Source organism: Kribbella pratensis, from assembly GCF_004365355.1.
In the GTDB taxonomy this organism is placed as follows: domain Bacteria; phylum Actinomycetota; class Actinomycetes; order Propionibacteriales; family Kribbellaceae; genus Kribbella.
In genome coordinates, this window is sequence record NZ_SODP01000001.1 from 1380688 (window position 1) to 1396649 (window position 15962).

Here is a 15962-nt window from a genome sequence, read left to right on the forward strand (position 1 = left end):
TGGAATATGTCGCCTGCCGCGCCTCCGTACGACGCTGTCCTGCTGCTCTCTTTCGGGGGGCCCGAGAAGCCTGAAGATGTGCTGCCGTTCCTCCAGAACGTGACCCGCGGCCGCGGGATCCCGGACGAGCGGCTGAAGGAGGTCGGGGAACATTACTACGCGTTCGGCGGCAAGAGCCCGATCAACGACCAGAACCGCGCGCTGCTCAAGGCGCTGCGCGAGTCGTTCGACGAGATCGGCCTCGACCTCCCGATCTACTGGGGCAACCGCAACTGGGCGCCGTACCTGACCGACACGATGCGCGAGATGGCCGCCGACGGCGTACGCCGGGCCGTGGTGATCGTCACGTCGGCCTACCCGTCGTACTCCGGCTGCCGCCAGTACCGGGAGAACCTCGAGGACGCCGCCCTTGAGGTCCCGGACGCGCCGCGGATCGACAAGCTCCGCCACTACGCGAACCACCCCGGCTTCGTCGGGTCGTTCGTCGAGTCGACGGCCGACGCGCTGAGCCGGCTGCCCGAGGGCAGTGCGATCGCCTACGTGACGCACTCGATCCCGACCGCGATGAACGCGACCAGCGGGCCGGACGGCAACGGGTACGTCGACTGGCACCTGGATGTCGCCGCGGAGATCACGGCTGAGCTGGAGCGGCGGACCGGCCAGGCGCGTCGTACCGACCTCGTCTACTGCTCGCGGTCCGGCCCGCCGCAGGTGCCGTGGCTCGAGCCGGACGTCAACGACCACCTGGAGGCCCTGGCCGCCGAGGGCGTGCCCGGGGTGGCCGTGGTGCCGATCGGGTTCGTCAGCGATCACATGGAGGTCATCTACGACCTCGACACCGAGGCCGCGAAGACGGCCGAGAAGATCGGCCTGCCGATGGCGCGGGCCGCGACCCCGGGGACCGACCCGAAGTTCGTCACGATGCTCCGCGACCTGGTGGTCGAGCGGGCCGCGGCCGAGCGCGGCGAGCAGCCGGACCGGCCCTGCGTCGGCAAGCTCGGCCCGGGCTGGGACGACTGCCGCCCCGACTGCTGCCCGGCCCTGCGCCGACCTACACCTCAGAAGGAAGCCGTATGAGCTCCGACAGCCCCCAGGACCTTCTCAAGCTGGCCGTGGAGGTGGCGGAAGAGGCGGCCGGGCTGATCGTCGAACGCCGCCGCGGCACGATCACGGTCGCCGACACCAAGAGCACCATCACCGACGTGGTCACCGCCGTCGACCGCGAGTCCGAGGAACTGATCCGGGCCCGGGTCCTGCAGGCCCGGCCGGACGACTCGTTCCTCGGCGAGGAGGGTGACGACGTGGTCGGCACCAGCGGCGTCCGCTGGGTGGTCGACCCGATCGACGGAACGGTCAACTACCTCTACGACATCCCGACGTACGCCGTCTCGATCGCCGTCGAGTACGACGGGGAGACGGTCGCCGGCGTGGTGGTGGACGCGCCGAAGGGCGAAGTGTTCACCGCGACCAAGGGTGGTGGCGCGTTCGCGGACGGCAAGGCGATCCAGGTGTCGGGCGCGACCGAGCTGAGCCAGGCCCTGATCGGGACCGGCTTCGGGTACGACCCGGCGCGCCGCCAGGTGCAGGCGGAGGTGATCCAGCAGCTGATCACCAAGGTCCGCGACATCCGCCGGATCGGGGTCGGCGCGATCGACCTCTGCTACGTCGCCTGCGGTCGGCTGGACGCAGTCTTCGAACGCGGACTGAATCCGTGGGACTACGGAGCGGGTGCGCTGATCGCGGCCGAGGCCGGGGCGACGATCGGCGGGCTGAACGGCGCACCGGTGTCGCCGGAGATGTCGATCGCGGCGAGTCCGGCGCTGTTCGCGCCGCTCCACGACTTGTTGGCCGCCGCGAACCCGTTGCGCGCGTAGACGTCGGTGAGTGCTCGTTTCTGCGCAGTATCGCGCACTAATGAGCATTTTGGTGTTCGGTCCTGACATTTGTGGCGACACGCGGGCCACAGCATGGACCCAGCCGTGCATTACAGCGCTTTATAGGGCACAATCCCGTCCTCGGGAGAGGTGATTGCCGATCCCGGCCTGGCTGTCAAGGGTTTCGGGGGACGAAGATTCAGCGCGGCGCGCCGACGCGGAATTTCTCGGCCGCTCTACCCGTTCAAGGGCTCAGCAGGCAACACCACGGGTACGAAGAGGGCAGGGAAACACCATGGCGACTGATTACGACGCCCCGCGCAAGACGGACGAGGACGCTTCCGAAGAGTCGATCGAGGAGCTGAAGACTCGCCGTCACGACAAGAACTCCGGCAAGGTCGACGAGGACGAGGCCGAGGCCGCGGAGAGCTTCGAGCTGCCCGGCGCGGACCTGAGTCACGAGGAGCTGGCGGTCCGGGTCCTCCCGCGTCAGGCCGACGAGTTCACCTGTTCGAGCTGCTTCCTGGTTCACCACCGCAGCCAGCTCGCCGAGACGAAGAACGGGCAGCTGATCTGCCGCGACTGCGCAGCCTGACACCAGCGCCCTTCTTCGTAACAAACCAAGCGGGACCGTTTCCAGACCCCTGGAAACGGTCCCGCTGTTGTCTGAACCACCTACTGACGGCTCCATCCCGCCGAGCCGGTCCCGCTCGCGACGGGCTCTTACACGTCAACCCCGCCGAGCGGAGCGAGGCGGGGTTGGTTTCTTCAGTCGTCTTTCTTGACCAGGCCGGTGTCGGTGCCGCGGACCAGCTTGGCCGTCGCGTCCTGCACGTAGCCGGGCGGGGCGTGCCCGGTCGACCGCAGGTAGTAAGCCGCCGCGCGCCGCTCCGCGAACAACCTGGCTGCGGCCGCGGCCGCAGCGCTCGCAGCTGCCCAGGTGATGGCCTCGGCGTACCCTCCGGTGCCGTCCTTCGGCGGCTTCCCGCCGGACCCGAGTTTCCAGGCCGTGGTGACCGCCTTGCTCGCGGCCAGGCCGACCACGATCGTGAAGGCGGCCTGCACCAGCTTCCAGCCGATCTTCGCTCCCACCACTGCACTCTCCTTACGCGACTGCTGACAGTCAGGATCTTCCCACGCTGTGCCCACTCAGCGCGGCAGCCAACCGATCCGGGTGGCGCGTGGCGATCAGCCAGTACGGCGCAGGGTCGCCCGGGTCGGTGATCTGGACCCGTACGGCGCCCGGCAGGTAGCTACGCAGTACCAGGTAGGCCTTCGGGTCACAGTCCCGCCCGAACGCCAGCCGCGCGTCCTCACCGGTCAGCGCCTCGACCGTGCCGAGGTACGACCGGTCGATCTCGGCCCGCCCCGCCCGGAGCCGTACGTCGTCGACCTCGACCCGTGCACCGCCGTACCGGACGAACAACGTCACCAGCAGCACCGCCGCGAGCCCGCCGACGACGATGCCGGCGATCAGTCCGGCCGGCACCGCGGTGATAACGAACAGCGTGATCACGGCAGCGGCGGCGATGATCCACCACGACACCGGCACGCGCAGACTCTCGCGATAGCTACCCACGGACCCAGCCTGGCACGAACCGGTCGCGGCGCGCTCGATAGGGTCGCCTCTCGTGACCGAGGTACTCATCCAGCGCATCGACCCCGAACTCCCGCTGCCGTCGTACGCGCATCCCGGCGACGCCGGCGCGGACCTGGTGGCTGCGGCCGACCTGACCCTGAAGCCGGGGGAGCGCGGTCTGGTCGGCACCGGCATCGCGATCGCGCTGCAGGACGGGTACGCCGCCTTCGTGCATCCGCGCTCCGGTCTGGCGGCCAAGCACGGCGTCTCGATCGTCAACGCACCCGGCACGGTCGACGCCGGCTACCGCGGCGAGATCAAGGTCTGCCTGATCAACCTCGACCCGCATACCGAGGTGACCGTGCGACGCGGCGACCGGATCGCCCAGCTCGTCATCCAGCAGGTGGAGAAGGCCCGGTTCGTCGAGGTGACCTCGCTGCCCGGTTCCGCGCGCGGTGACCAGGGGCACGGGTCGACCGGAGGCTTCGGCGATGTGACACGCTGAGCAGGTGCATCCGTTGACCTGACGGATGCGCGAGACTACGGCGCGGTGCTGAAGTTGTACCAATACCAAGGAAGTAGGCAAGAGCTGTGATCTTCCGCCGCAAGGGCAAGAACGATCCCGAGACGAACGACACGGACGCGGTGGCCGACGAGGGTCCGGTGGATGTTCGCTCCGAGGGTCCGTTCGACTCGACCGAGGTCGACGCCGACGTGCTGGAAGCGGAGGACCGGATCGACCTGGGCGCGCTGGTGATCAACGGCATGCCCGGGATGGAGCTGGGCCTTCAGGTCGACGAGCAGAGCGGCGTGGTCCAGGCGGTGCTGCTGATGCTCGAGGACTCCGCGCTCGAGCTGCGTGCCTTCGCGGCGCCGCGTTCGAGCGGCATCTGGGACGAGGTCAGGCAGGAGATCGCGGCCGAGGCCAGTCGGATGGGCGGTACGGCGACCGAGCATGACGGCCAGTTCGGCACCGAGCTGGTGCTCGTCGTACCGGTCGAGGACCCCGAGGGGCAGATCTTCAGCCAGACCTCCCGTGTCATCGGCGTTGACGGCCCGCGCTGGCTGCTCCGCGCTACTGTGCTGGGCCGCGCGGCGGTCGAGCCGGACGCCGCGCTGCCGATGGAGGAGACGCTACGCAACACGGTCGTGGTCCGCGGCGACGAGCCGATGGCCGTCCGTGAGTCGCTGCCGTTGAGGCTTCCGCCCGGTGCCCAGCCGACTCCGACCGAAGAAGCGTGAGCGGACTACACTCGACATCATGGGTAGCAGCAAACCCGCAGGGTTGTGGAAGCGTGCCTTCCGTGGCCTGGCCGGAGACCGCGATCAGCAGGACGCGGAGGTCCTCCAGGACTTCGCGCAGGACTGTGGCGCGCGTTCCATCACCGGCTGTCACGACCGGGAACTCGTCACGCTGTACGGCACGTTGCGCACGATCACGTTCAGCCCGCGCGGCGGCGTACCAGCACTGGAGGGTGAGTTGTACGACGGCACCGGCACGGTCAAGCTGATCTGGCTCGGCCGACGCAAGATCGGTGGCATCCACGCCGGATCGGAGCTGATCGCGTCCGGCCGGATCGGCGTCGTCGACGGCGACCGGGTGATGTTCAACCCGCGCTACGAGCTGCGACCGACGGCCGCGCATGGCTGAGCCGACGTCGCGCCGCGATCAGGTCGAGGAGAACCTCGAGGAGAAGCTGGTCGAGATCCTCAAGCCCGAGGTGGAGGCGGCGGCGACCATGCCGCCGGCCGGCGAGGAGCCAGGAAAGCCCGCGAGGTCGACCGACAAGGACTTCTTCCAGGCGCTGGGCGGCTGGGGCGCGCTGCTCGACATCGGCCTGCCGTGGATCGCGTTCCTGGTCGCGTATGCGGTCAGCGACCACAAGCTCCAGCTCTCGCTGATCATCGCGGTCGGTATCGCCGCTGTGCTCGCGGTGGTGCGTCTGGTCCGCCGGCAGCAACTGCGCAACATCGTCGGCGGCTTCATCGGCGTGCTGATCTCGGCCTGGGTCGCGAACCGGACCGGGAACGCCAAGGACTTCTACGTCCCAGGTCTGCTGACCAACCTCGGGTACGGCGCTCTGTACCTGATCACCGTGCTGATCCGCTGGCCGCTGTTCGGCGTCCTGTACGGCGTGATCACGCAGACGGGCACGGCCTGGCGCCGGGACCCCGCGATGCTGAGGGGCTTCTCCCGGGCGACGCTGGTGTTCGTCGGCCTGTTCGCGGTCCGGCTGATCGTCCAGGTCCCGCTGTACTTCACCGGCAGCCTGAACGCGCTCGGCATCGCCAAGATCGGCCTCGGCCTGCCGTTCTACGCGCTGGCGATCTGGCTCGCGTACGCCGTACTCCGCGGCTCCCTCCCCCCAGCCAAGTGGGACGAAGCCCGCGACCACATCACCCACCTACTCCGCGGCAACAAGAAGTAAAAGGGCACCGCAGCGCGGCGGTGCCCTTTACTGCTATTCCTCTGTCTTGCGGTGGTGGGGGGAGAGCATGTCTTCGAGTTGCTCTTCGGTTTCGTCGGCGGCTACGAAGAGGAGTTCGTCGTTGAGTTCCAGCGTGCCCTCCGGGTCGGGACGTAGTACCCGACCTTCGCGGAGGATGACGACGAGGGCCGTGTCGAGGGGCCAGTCGATGTCGCCGACGCGCTGGCCGATCATCGGGGAGTCCTCGGGCAGGGTGAGCTCGACCAGGTTCGCGTCGCCCTGACGGAAGGTGAACAGGCGGACCAGGTCGCCGACCGACACCGCCTCCTCGACCAGCGCGGACATGATCCGCGGCGTCGAGACCGACACGTCGACACCCCAGGCCTCGTTGAACATCCACTCGTTGCGCGGATGGTTGACCCGGGCAACGGTTCGCGGTACGCCGAACTCCGTCTTCGCCAGCAGCGAGACGACCAGGTTGACCTTGTCGTCGCCGGTGCTGGCGATCGCCACCTGGCAGCGCTGCAACGCCGCCTCCTCCAGCGAGGACAGCTCGCACGCGTCCGCCAGCAGCCACTCGGCGCGCGGCACCGACTCGGCCTTGATCGCCCGCGGATCCTTGTCGATCAGCAGCACCTCGTGGCCGTTCTCCAGCAGTTCGGCGGCGATCGAACGTCCGACGTTCCCGGCACCGGCGATGGCTACCCGCATCACAGCTCCTCAGGCTTCGCGCCGAGCTGGGACTCGATCGCTGCGGCGTCCTGCTCGGGCATGACGACGTGGACCAGGTCACCCTCCTGGATGACCGTGTCGGGCCGGGGCAGCATCCCCTCTCCGAGCCGGGTCAGGAACGCAACCCGGGCACCCGTGGCCTTCTCGATGTCGAGCGCGAGCCGGCCGATCCACTCCGCGTGGACGTGTACCTCGGCCAGCCGGATCGTGCCGGACGGGTCCCGCCACTCCGGCTCGGAACCCTCGGGCAGCAGCCGGCGCATCATCTGGTCGACCGTCCAGCGGACCGTGCCGACAGTGGGGATACCGAGCCGCTGGTACACCTCGGCGCGTCCGGGGTCGTAGATCCGGGCCACCACGTTCGAGATGCCGAACGTCTCACGCGCCACCCGGGCGGCGAGGATGTTCGAGTTGTCGCCGTTGGAGACCGCTGCGAACGCCTCGGCGTCCTCGATCCCGGCCTCGATCAGCACCTCGCGGTCGAAGCCCATGCCGACGATGGTCCGGCCGGTGAAGTTCGGACTGAGCCGCCGGAACGCGTCGGCCGTCTGATCGATGATCGCGACCGTGTGGCCGCGTCTCTCCAGGCCACGCGCGAGCATCGACCCGACGCGGCCGCAGCCCATGATGACGACGTGCACTGAGTGATCACTCCTTGCCCCACCTGGGGCCGCTGGCTCGGTTCGGCAGGGATAGACGCTACACCGGACCTGAGGTCGTGCCCGACAGTCCCCCGCGCGCCACTCGGCACGGGTGCTCGCGCCACGGCGGGCGACTGCCGGACACGACCTTGTGCCCTCTAACATCACCGGTGTGACTCCCGCTCTAGGTGACCTCGGCAAACGGCTGCTGCTCGGTCGCAAACTGCGCAGCACGCAGCTGGGTGAGACCCTGCTGCCGAAGCGCATCGCTCTCCCGGTGTTTGCGAGCGACGCGCTGTCGTCGGTCGCCTATGCCCCCGACGAGGTCTTCCTGACGCTGTCGATCGCCGGGCTGGCCGCTTACAGCTATTCCTGGAAGATCGGCCTGCTGGTCGCGTTCGTGATGCTGGTCGTGGTGGCGTCGTACCGGCAGAACGTGCACGCGTACCCGTCGGGCGGCGGTGACTACGAGGTCGCGACGGTGAACATCGGGCCGACGGCGGGGCTGACCGTGGCCAGCGCGCTGATGGTCGACTACGTGCTGACCGTGGCGGTGTCGATCTCGTCCGGCGTACAGAACGCGAAGTCGGCGCTGCCGTTCCTGGAGGGGCACGAGGTACCGCTGGCGGTCGGCCTGGTGCTGCTGCTGACCGCGATGAACCTGCGCGGGGTCCGTGAGTCCGGGGCGGTGTTCGCGGTCCCGACGTACATCTTCATGTTCTCGATCATCGGGATGGCGATCTGGGGCCTGATCCGGCTGAGCGCGGGCAACCTGCCGCTGGCGGAGAGCGCGGACTTCGAAGTACATGCCGAAGGCGGCCACGAGGTGTTCACCGGGCTGGCCGCGGTCTTCCTGCTGGCGCGGGCGTTCTCGTCCGGGTGTGCGGCGCTGACCGGTGTCGAGGCGATCAGCAACGGCGTACCGGCGTTCCGCAAGCCGAAGAGCAAGAACGCGGCGACCACGCTGCTGCTGCTCGGCACGATCGCGGTGACGATGCTGATGAGCATCCTGTTCCTGGCCAGCAAGATCAAACTCCGGTACGCCGAGGATCCCGCGACGCAGCTGTATCGCGACGGGCAGCCGGTGGGCGACAGCTATACCCAGAAGACCGTGATCGGTCAGATCGGCGACTCGGTGTTCTCGAACTTCCAGCCGGGCTTCTACGTGGTGATCGGCGCGACGATGCTGATCCTGGTGCTGGCCGCGAACACCGCGTTCAACGGGTTCCCGGTGCTCGGCTCGATCCTGGCCCGCGACGGGTACCTGCCCCGCCAGTTGCACACCCGCGGCGACCGGCTCGCCTACAGCAACGGGATCATCCTGCTGGCCCTGTGCGCGGCCGCGCTGATCATCGCGTTCGACGCCCAGGTGACCAAGCTGATCCAGCTCTACATCGTGGGCGTGTTCGTCAGCTTCACCCTCAGCCAGTTCGGCATGATCCGGCACTGGACCAGGCATCTGAAGTCGGAGACGGACGCGGTCAAACGGCGGCAGATGATGCGGTCCCGGATCATCAACGCGATCGGTCTGACGATGACCGGAATCGTGCTGGTCATCGTGCTGCTGACCAAGTTCACCCACGGCGCCTACATCGCGATCATCGCGATGGCCGGGCTGTTCGTACTGATGAAGGGCATCCACCGGCACTACGAGACGGTCCGCAAGCAGATGACAGCCGAAGGCGACGAGCCGCTGATGCTGCCGTCGCGGGTGCACTCGATCGTGCTCGTCTCGAAGCTCCACCGCCCGACCCTGCGGGCACTGGCCTTCGCGAAGGCGGCCCGGCCATCCACGCTCGAAGCGATCACCGTCGACGTCGACCGGGACGAAGCGGACGCGTTGCAGGCCGATTGGGAGGCACGCGGCATCCCGATTCCGCTGAAGCGGCTCGCGTCGCCGTACCGCGAGATCACCCGGCCGATCCTGCAGTACGTCCGGGACATCCGCAGGCAGTCTCCGCGGGACGTGGTGATGGTCTACATCCCGGAGTATGTCGTGGGGCACTGGTGGGAACACATCCTGCACAACCAGAGCGCACTGCGGCTCAAGGGGCGGCTCTTGTTCACACCTGGTGTGATGGTTACGTCCGTTCCTTACCAGTTGGTCTCGTCGCAGGGGGCCGAGGAGCGGCAGGACCGGGTAGAACGGGTCGCCGGGCAGGTACGGCGCGGGGCCCGCAAGGCGTCAGGAGATCGGTGACAGACTCAGACAGTCTGGTTGGGGCGGTAGTCGAGCTGGAGGTAGGGCCAGTCGCACACGGGGGACACTGCGTCGCCCGGCACGAGGGACAGGTGGTGTTCGTCCGGCATGCGCTGCCGGGGGAGCTGGTACACGCGCGGATCACGGAGCAGACCGCGAAGTACCTGCGAGCGGACGCGGTGTCCGTGCTGACGCCGTCCCCGCAGCGGATCGAGCCGCCGTGCCCGTACGCCGGTCCGGGGCTCTGCGGCGGATGTGACTTCCAGCACGCGAACATCGTCGAGCAGCGCCGGCTGAAGGCCACCGTCGTGTCGGACACGCTCCGGCGGATCGGTGGGATCGAGCGGACGATCGTGATGGAGTCGCCCGGCGACGACGGTCTGGGATGGCGGACGCGGATGCGGTACGCCGTCGTGGACGGGCGGCCCGGCATGTACGCGCACCGCTCCCACGACCTGGTGCCGATCGACCGGTGCCTGATCGCGCACACGGGTACTCCGGACGTGCTGTCGTCGCGCTGGCCTGGCGTGTCGTCCGTACAGGCCGTGGTGTCGTCCGAGGGCAAGACCGCCGTCCAGACTGACGCCGAGCCGGGGGAGCGGCTGGTCGAGGTGGTGCGGGAGCGGCACTTCTTGGTGGAGGCCGGTGGGTTCTGGCAGGTCCATCCGGCCGCGCCAGAGACGCTGCTGGACGCCGTACTGAGCGGACTGGAGCCGGCTGCGGGGGAGACCGCGCTGGACCTGTACTCCGGTGTGGGGCTGTTCGCTGCGTTCCTGGCCGAGGCTGGTTGTGCGGTGCTGGCGATCGAGGGGGACAAGGACGCGGTCCGGAACGCCCGGCGCAACCTGCATGACCTCGAAGACGTGACGGTGGAGAACGGCGACGTCGACCGCGTGCTGAACACGGCGGTCGGGCATGGTCTGGAGCATGTGGACCTGGTTGTCCTCGATCCACCGCGCACAGGCGCCGGCAAGGACGTCGTACGGCGGATTGCGGCGCTCGGGCCGCGGCGTGTCGCGTATGTCGCGTGTGACCCGGCGGCGCTGGCGCGGGACCTGAAGACGTTCGGACGGCTCGGCTATGGGATCGCGTCGCTGCGGGCCTTCGACCTGTTCGGCATGACCCACCACATCGAGTGCGTGGCCATCCTCGAGCCTGTGGATAGTGAACTGGTGAGTGGGGGAACCCTCGGGTAGCGTCTGGGGCTGGATTCCAATGCGCTGGAGACCTGATGCCGCTCGTTGACCTGGACGACCCTGAGGAGTTGCGGGCCCGCTGGACCGCACTCGCGGCGGTCGCCCATGCCACCGGCTTCGACCGCCGGTGGTACGCCGACGCCAACGGATACCACCACCAGGACGAGACCGCTTCCGTTCTGCGGCTGGCCCGGCTGAGCGACGGGCGGGTCGTGCTGTGGGGGTTCCACACGCAGCACAGCGCGACCGTTGGCACCGACCTGCTGGCGGGCTCGCCGGACTGGATCGGACAGCCCGAGGTGCGGCAGCGGCAGGCGGCGGGCGAGCTCGGCTTTGTGTACGGCGCGTTCAACGGGACGTGGGCGCGCGCGTCGTACCCGGGAGATCCGTGGCAGCCGGTCGACGACGGGTTCCAGCAGATCGGCGGCTGGATCACCTCCGACGAGGCCGCCGCCGACGAGATGATCGAGTGGGTCGCGGAGTGGGCGGACTACCTCGACGGCCTCGACGAACTACGCCGATACGGCGTCGAGCTGATCCGGACGGCGCTCGGGTCGGGGATCACCGCTGAGGCGCTGGCGGCGTTCTTCTCGCACTTCCGGATCGACCCGCGCTCGCCGGTGCAGCCGGAGATCGCCGCCGGAGTCGCGGCGGCGGCAGACTTCACCCGAAACTTTGCAGTACCGGCAAGTTTCGCCGACGACCCTGACACAGCCGAGGTGTCGGTCGTTGAAGATCTCGTGATTGGAAGCCCCGACAGCCGGCCCCCCTCCTCACCTCCCGAGGACGAAGAGTCGTTCGTAGTCCCACCCGGCATCAGCCCCTTCACCGGCCAACCAATCGACGCCCCACCGGCCACCTACCCACCGGCTGTCCATGCACCGGTCGCCGACCCGCCAGCCGGCCGCGGGGCGGCCGCACAGGACGCTGCGCGGTACGGAGCCACCGGCCAGGAGCCCGGCGGGCACGGCGCCGCAGCGTACGGAGCTACCGGCGAGGAGGTTGGTGGGCGTGGGGCTGCGGGGTACGGGGCCGCCCACCAGGACACCGATGGGCGCGGGACTGCGGCGTACGGAGGCGCCGCTAGCAGCGGTGCCGGGCAAGAGGCTGCGGCGCGCGGAGCCGACGCGGTCGGCCCGGCCGGAGGGCGCGGAGCCGACGGACGCGGGGCGAGCGGCCACGGGGACTACGGGGTTACCGGGAAGAAGCAGGGCTGGCTTCGGCGCCGCAAACACGACACCGGCTCGACCCCAGCCGTAGAGCCGGAGCCGCACCAGCCCTCCGCCGGGCCCGGCCCAAGCGCGTACCTGCCCCACGACGTCCAGAGCGCCGGCCTGCCCACCCCGACGTACGACCCGACCCTCCCGTCCGCAGAGCCCCCACGCGTAGGCGGCGGCCAGTACGAAGGCGACGACTTCTTCAACAGCCTCTTCGCCGACGCCCCCGCCGCAGCAGCTCCGGCATCGGACGAGCAGGACTGGGAAACCGCCGAACAACTCTCCTGGTCCAACGAGGAAGCCACCAGCGAATACACCCCCTTCACCGACGACACCGCCGAGAACAACCCCGCCTGGACCGGCCCCGCCTGGATCAACGGCCAATGGGTAGAAAACCCACCCACCCACCGCACCACCCCCCACCCCGCCGCACCCACCCAGCCCGGCGCCCACCCCGCTCAGTCAGCCCACCCCGGCGCGCCTGCTCAGCCCGATCAACCCGCTGAGCCCGGCAATGCCGCTCACCCCGGCGCATACCCCGGCGAGACTGCACGCTCCGGCACCAATCCGGGTACCGCTTATCCCGAGCATCCTGCCCACCCCGGCGCGCCCGCCCAGCCCGGCCAACCCGGTGAGCTTGGGCTGACTGCCGACTCCGGCCCGCAGGATGGTGGAGCCGCCCGCCGCCCCGCTGACAACGCGTACGCCGGGCACCCTGGCGCACCCGCCCAGCCCAGCCAATCCGGTCAGCTTGGGCTGAGCGCCCACTCCAGCCCCAAGGCTGGTGGACCTGCCCGCGCCGGTGACAACGCGTACGCCGGGCAGCCTGGCGCACCCGCCCAGCCCGGCCAACCCACCCAGCCCGGCGCACCCGCCCAGCCCGGCCAACTCGCCCAGTCTGGTGCGACCGCCCATTTCGGAGCTCCCACACAGCCTCTCCAGCTCTCCCAGCCCGGTGCATCCGGCCAGGCCAACACCCAACAGCCACCCGCGCCCCCAGCAGCCGCCGCCCCCACGAACTCCCCGTTCGCCCCATCCCCAAACCCGGACACCGCCCCAGCCGACTCACCCTTCGCCCCCACCGCACGCGATGCGGCACCGTCCGACTCGCCGTTCACCCCGAACGCCCCGGATGCGGCACCGTCCGACTCACCCTTCGCTCGGAACGCCCGCGACGCGGCGCCCGCCGACTCACCGTTCGCGCCGGACGCCCGCGACGCGGCGCCGTCCGACTCACCCTTCGCTCCGGACGCACCCGATGCGGCACCGTCCGACTCTCCCTTCGCTCGGAACACTCGCGACGCGGCGCCCGCCGACTCACCGTTCGCGCCGGACGCCCGCGACGCGGCACCGTCCAACTTGCCCTTCGCTCCGGACGCGCCCGACGAGGCGCAGGCCGGTTCGCCGTTCGCCCCCAACGCCAGCCCAGGGGCAGCCGACTCGCCCTTCGCGCAGTCACCGGCCGCCGCCGGAGGTCCGTCGTCCGCCGACCTGGAGGACGACGACGCACCGACTGCCGAGATAGCCGCAGTCCTCGACCCGCCTCCCGCGGCCGAGGAAGAGGAAGAGGAGGACCTCGCCTCCTTCACCGGCCCTTCCCCGTTCGCGCCAGTCACACCCACCGAGTCCCAGCAGCCCGCTCCGCAGTACCCAGCGGGCCAGGCCTCAGCATCCGAGTCGTCACACGACGACCGATCGGTTACCGAGTACGCCGACGACCCCGCGCCGTACCACGAGACACCCGCCCCGCCCCCGCCGTACGACGCAACCTCCGGCGACCCGATCGACGCCACCGCCCACCAGCCGAGCCAGCCCCACCCGAGCGATGGCCGGGCAGCCAACCCGGCCGCGCCCGGTCGTGCCCCCACAGATCGCGTCATCGCAGATCGCGCCCCGAGCGAGCCGGCCGCCGACCTGGACGAGGATGACCAAACCGCCGAGATCCCGGCAGTCGTCGAGGACCCGTCGACGACCCAGCCAATCGACGTACTCCCAGCACCCGCCGACACGCGCACGCCCAACTCACCCGAAGTCCTAGACCACGACTCGGCCGATGCTCGCGGCCAGGGCTCGACCGACCCGCGCGTCCACGGATCGGCACAAGCCCTGGACCACGCCTCGTCGGAGTTTTACGAGCACGACTCGGCTGACGCACCTGGACACAGCTCGACAGACGCCCGCGCGCAGGACTCGACAGACCCACGCGTGCAGCGGTCGGCAGATGCTCTGGAGCGCGGCCCGGCGGAAGTCCGCGAGCACGACCCTGCTGACGCCGGTGGACACGGCGCTGACGCACGGGGGCGGGACTCGATCGACTCACGCGCGCCCCGGTCGGACGATGCTTTGGCGCGCGGCTCGGTAGACGCAGGTGCCCTGGACTCGGCAGAAGGCGAGGACGAGTCGGCGCAAACGTGGGACGAGCGGGCGCACAGGGGATCGGCGCTTGATCGGCCGGGTGGGCGGTACGACGGGCTGGGGGTGGATGACGACGAGGACGAGATCTACGGCCGGCCCGCGGCGACCCGCGACACCCGGAGCCGGGCAGTTGAGGAAGACGCCGAGTCGCGCGCGGCTGAGACTGCTGCGGATGCTGGGTGGGCCGAGGCTAAAGCTCAAGTAGATCCTCAGCCCTGGCCTCAACCGCAGCCGCGCCCAGAGCCCTGGCCCCAGCCGGAGCCCCACCCGGCCCCGTGGCCCGAGCCGAATCCGCCCCACCCCGAGCCGACACCGCAGCCAGGCCCTGGCCCCGAGCCCGCACCGCGCCCAGGCCCCGAGCCTTACCCGGGTCCGGGCCCCCAGCCGGCTCCCGGGCCCACGCCGCATCCTGAGCCGTTCCCAGGTCCGGGTCCGCGTCCTGAGCCGTTCCCGGGTCCGGAGCCGACGCCTACGCCGGACCCGTTCCCCGGACCGGAGCCTCTGCCTGAGCCGTTCCCTGACCCGGAGCCGCAGCCGGATCCGGAACCGCAGCCTCAGCCGTTCCCCGAGCCGGAGCCTGAACCTGCACCCGAACCGCTCCCGGAACCAGAACCTGGGCCGCAGCCAGACCCGGACCCCGAGCCACTCCCGAACCCGGAGAACCATCCGGCACCTGGAGCACCCGCGCAGCCGTGGGCCGCGCAGTACGCCGAGCCCGAGCGCCTGACGGGTTCTTCTGGGGCGCACCCGGACACGAACTCGTCCCCGGACGCTCAGTCTGGCTCGGCGCCGTGGCCGGACGCTGGTCCCGAGCAGGAACTCTCTGTTGGTGATCCTGAGGATGACTGGCCGACCGGAGTTGTGCCGGTTGTGGATGACGATGTGCCGACGGGGGAGATGCCGGCCGTCGGGTTCGACGATCTGCCTGCCTCGGGGGAGGACGAGGCGTCGGCGTGGTCGGGTGGCCAGGACGCTTGGGGTCGAGAAGGCGACGCCACGAACGACGCGGATCGGACGCACGGCGCCAACGGGGCGAACCGGACGAACGGTGCAGCTCGGTCGGGCACGGAACAAGTAGGCGATCCGGCCTGGGCGGACCACACTGACCGCGGCGCGGCGGATGTGGCTGCGGTTGTGGCTCGGATGTCTATTCCGGGGTTGGGGTTGGTGGGGGGTGATGGGCCTCGGGTTGCGGTGGTGCCGGGGTCTATTGAGGAGGCTATGCGGGCGGAGGCGGAGCGGCCTCGGCCTCGGCCGGAGGAGTCGGAGGCAGTGGTGGCGTTGCGGGCCTGGTGCCGGGCTCGGACGGCGATTGTGCCTTCGGGGTTCACGATTCAGGTGCAGGTGCTCGACCCCGCGGCCCCGTCGTACCGGTTCGATCTGGAGCCGCCCGAGGTGGACGACCCGGAGTACGCCGCTGACAAGCTGAGCGGGCTGCTCGGCGATCTGTGGCTGACCGAGCAGCGCAGCCCGCAGGGCGGTTGGCTGTTCGCGCGGATCGACGCCGCCGGCCGCACGCTCCGGATCGACCGGTGGTACGACCAGGTGCCCGACTGGTGGGACAACCCGATCGAGCCGCGCCTCGACGTCAACGGCCTCGTACGTCGCCTGTACAGCCGCGGTCCGGAATGGCAGCCGTCGTACCTGGAGAAGCTGTACACCAGCGCGAGATAGCGTGG

At 69.8% G+C, this 15962-nt stretch carries 14 protein-coding genes; 10 read left to right on the forward strand and 4 right to left on the reverse strand.

Translation table 11 applies throughout. The annotated features are described in order from the left end of the window. Positions 1 to 6: 6 nt before the first annotated feature. From EV653_RS06450 to EV653_RS06460, 3 genes are all read left to right on the forward strand, one after another. Positions 7 to 1077 carry a ferrochelatase gene (locus EV653_RS06450; RefSeq protein WP_134098884.1) on the forward strand — a complete coding sequence of 357 codons (1071 nt, stop codon included), beginning with the start codon at positions 7 to 9 and terminating at the stop codon, positions 1075 to 1077. Further along, the gene (locus EV653_RS06455) at positions 1074 to 1874 is read left to right on the forward strand and encodes an inositol monophosphatase family protein (protein WP_134098886.1); all 801 of its coding nucleotides are present in this window, start codon (positions 1074 to 1076) and stop codon (positions 1872 to 1874) included. The genes EV653_RS06450 and EV653_RS06455 overlap by 4 nt, the downstream gene beginning before the upstream one ends. Before the next feature lie 295 nt (positions 1875 to 2169). Next, positions 2170 to 2469, forward strand: a complete 300-nt coding sequence (locus EV653_RS06460) for a DUF4193 domain-containing protein (RefSeq protein ID WP_130379292.1) — start codon at positions 2170 to 2172, stop codon at positions 2467 to 2469. Between the two features lie 173 nt (positions 2470 to 2642). On the opposite strand, the gene EV653_RS06465 is transcribed toward EV653_RS06460, so the two are convergent. Further along, a complete protein-coding gene (locus tag EV653_RS06465; protein ID WP_134098888.1) occupies positions 2643 to 2969 on the reverse strand; it encodes a DUF4235 domain-containing protein in 327 nt (108 codons plus the stop codon). Between the two features lie 28 nt (positions 2970 to 2997). Next, positions 2998 to 3453 carry a DUF3093 domain-containing protein gene (locus EV653_RS06470; RefSeq protein ID WP_238159598.1) on the reverse strand — a complete coding sequence of 152 codons (456 nt, stop codon included), beginning with the start codon at positions 3451 to 3453 and terminating at the stop codon, positions 2998 to 3000. Between the two features lie 52 nt (positions 3454 to 3505). Here EV653_RS06470 and dut point away from each other — a divergent pair, with 52 nt between their 5' ends. The 4 genes from dut (at position 3506) to EV653_RS06490 (ending at position 5882) form a co-directional block, all read left to right on the forward strand. Next, positions 3506 to 3958: a dUTP diphosphatase gene (gene dut / locus EV653_RS06475; protein ID WP_130450488.1), complete on the forward strand. Its 453-nt coding sequence runs from the start codon at positions 3506 to 3508 to the stop codon at positions 3956 to 3958. Positions 3959 to 4044: 86 nt separating this feature from the next. Beyond that, positions 4045 to 4695: a DUF3710 domain-containing protein gene (locus EV653_RS06480; RefSeq protein ID WP_134098893.1), complete on the forward strand. Its 651-nt coding sequence runs from the start codon at positions 4045 to 4047 to the stop codon at positions 4693 to 4695. A 19-nt stretch (positions 4696 to 4714) separates the two neighbouring features. Continuing rightward, a complete protein-coding gene (locus EV653_RS06485) occupies positions 4715 to 5104 on the forward strand; it encodes an OB-fold nucleic acid binding domain-containing protein (RefSeq protein ID WP_134098895.1) in 390 nt (129 codons plus the stop codon). Continuing rightward, a complete protein-coding gene (locus EV653_RS06490; protein ID WP_134098906.1) occupies positions 5097 to 5882 on the forward strand; it encodes a DUF3159 domain-containing protein in 786 nt (261 codons plus the stop codon). Before EV653_RS06485 ends, EV653_RS06490 begins: the two co-directional genes overlap by 8 nt. A 33-nt stretch (positions 5883 to 5915) precedes the next feature. Here EV653_RS06490 and EV653_RS06495 read toward each other — a convergent pair whose 3' ends face one another. Both EV653_RS06495 and EV653_RS06500 read right to left on the reverse strand, forming a co-directional pair. Next, positions 5916 to 6593, reverse strand: a complete 678-nt coding sequence (locus tag EV653_RS06495) for a potassium channel family protein (RefSeq protein WP_134098908.1) — start codon at positions 6591 to 6593, stop codon at positions 5916 to 5918. Continuing rightward, a complete protein-coding gene (locus EV653_RS06500) occupies positions 6593 to 7255 on the reverse strand; it encodes a potassium channel family protein (RefSeq protein ID WP_134098910.1) in 663 nt (220 codons plus the stop codon). The genes EV653_RS06495 and EV653_RS06500 overlap by 1 nt, the downstream gene beginning before the upstream one ends. A 172-nt stretch (positions 7256 to 7427) precedes the next feature. Between EV653_RS06500 and EV653_RS06505 the strand changes: the two genes are divergently transcribed. The 3 genes from EV653_RS06505 to EV653_RS41005 are packed head-to-tail and all read left to right on the forward strand — an operon-like array spanning position 7428 to position 15957. Beyond that, positions 7428 to 9455: an APC family permease gene (locus tag EV653_RS06505; RefSeq protein ID WP_134098912.1), complete on the forward strand. Its 2028-nt coding sequence runs from the start codon at positions 7428 to 7430 to the stop codon at positions 9453 to 9455. After that, on the forward strand, positions 9452 to 10651 hold the full coding sequence (locus EV653_RS06510; protein WP_134098914.1) for a class I SAM-dependent RNA methyltransferase: 1200 nt from the start codon (positions 9452 to 9454) through the stop codon (positions 10649 to 10651). The genes EV653_RS06505 and EV653_RS06510 overlap by 4 nt, the downstream gene beginning before the upstream one ends. A gap of 35 nt (positions 10652 to 10686) precedes the next feature. Then, on the forward strand, positions 10687 to 15957 hold the full coding sequence (locus EV653_RS41005; protein WP_166679300.1) for a hypothetical protein: 5271 nt from the start codon (positions 10687 to 10689) through the stop codon (positions 15955 to 15957). Positions 15958 to 15962: the final 5 nt, after the last annotated feature.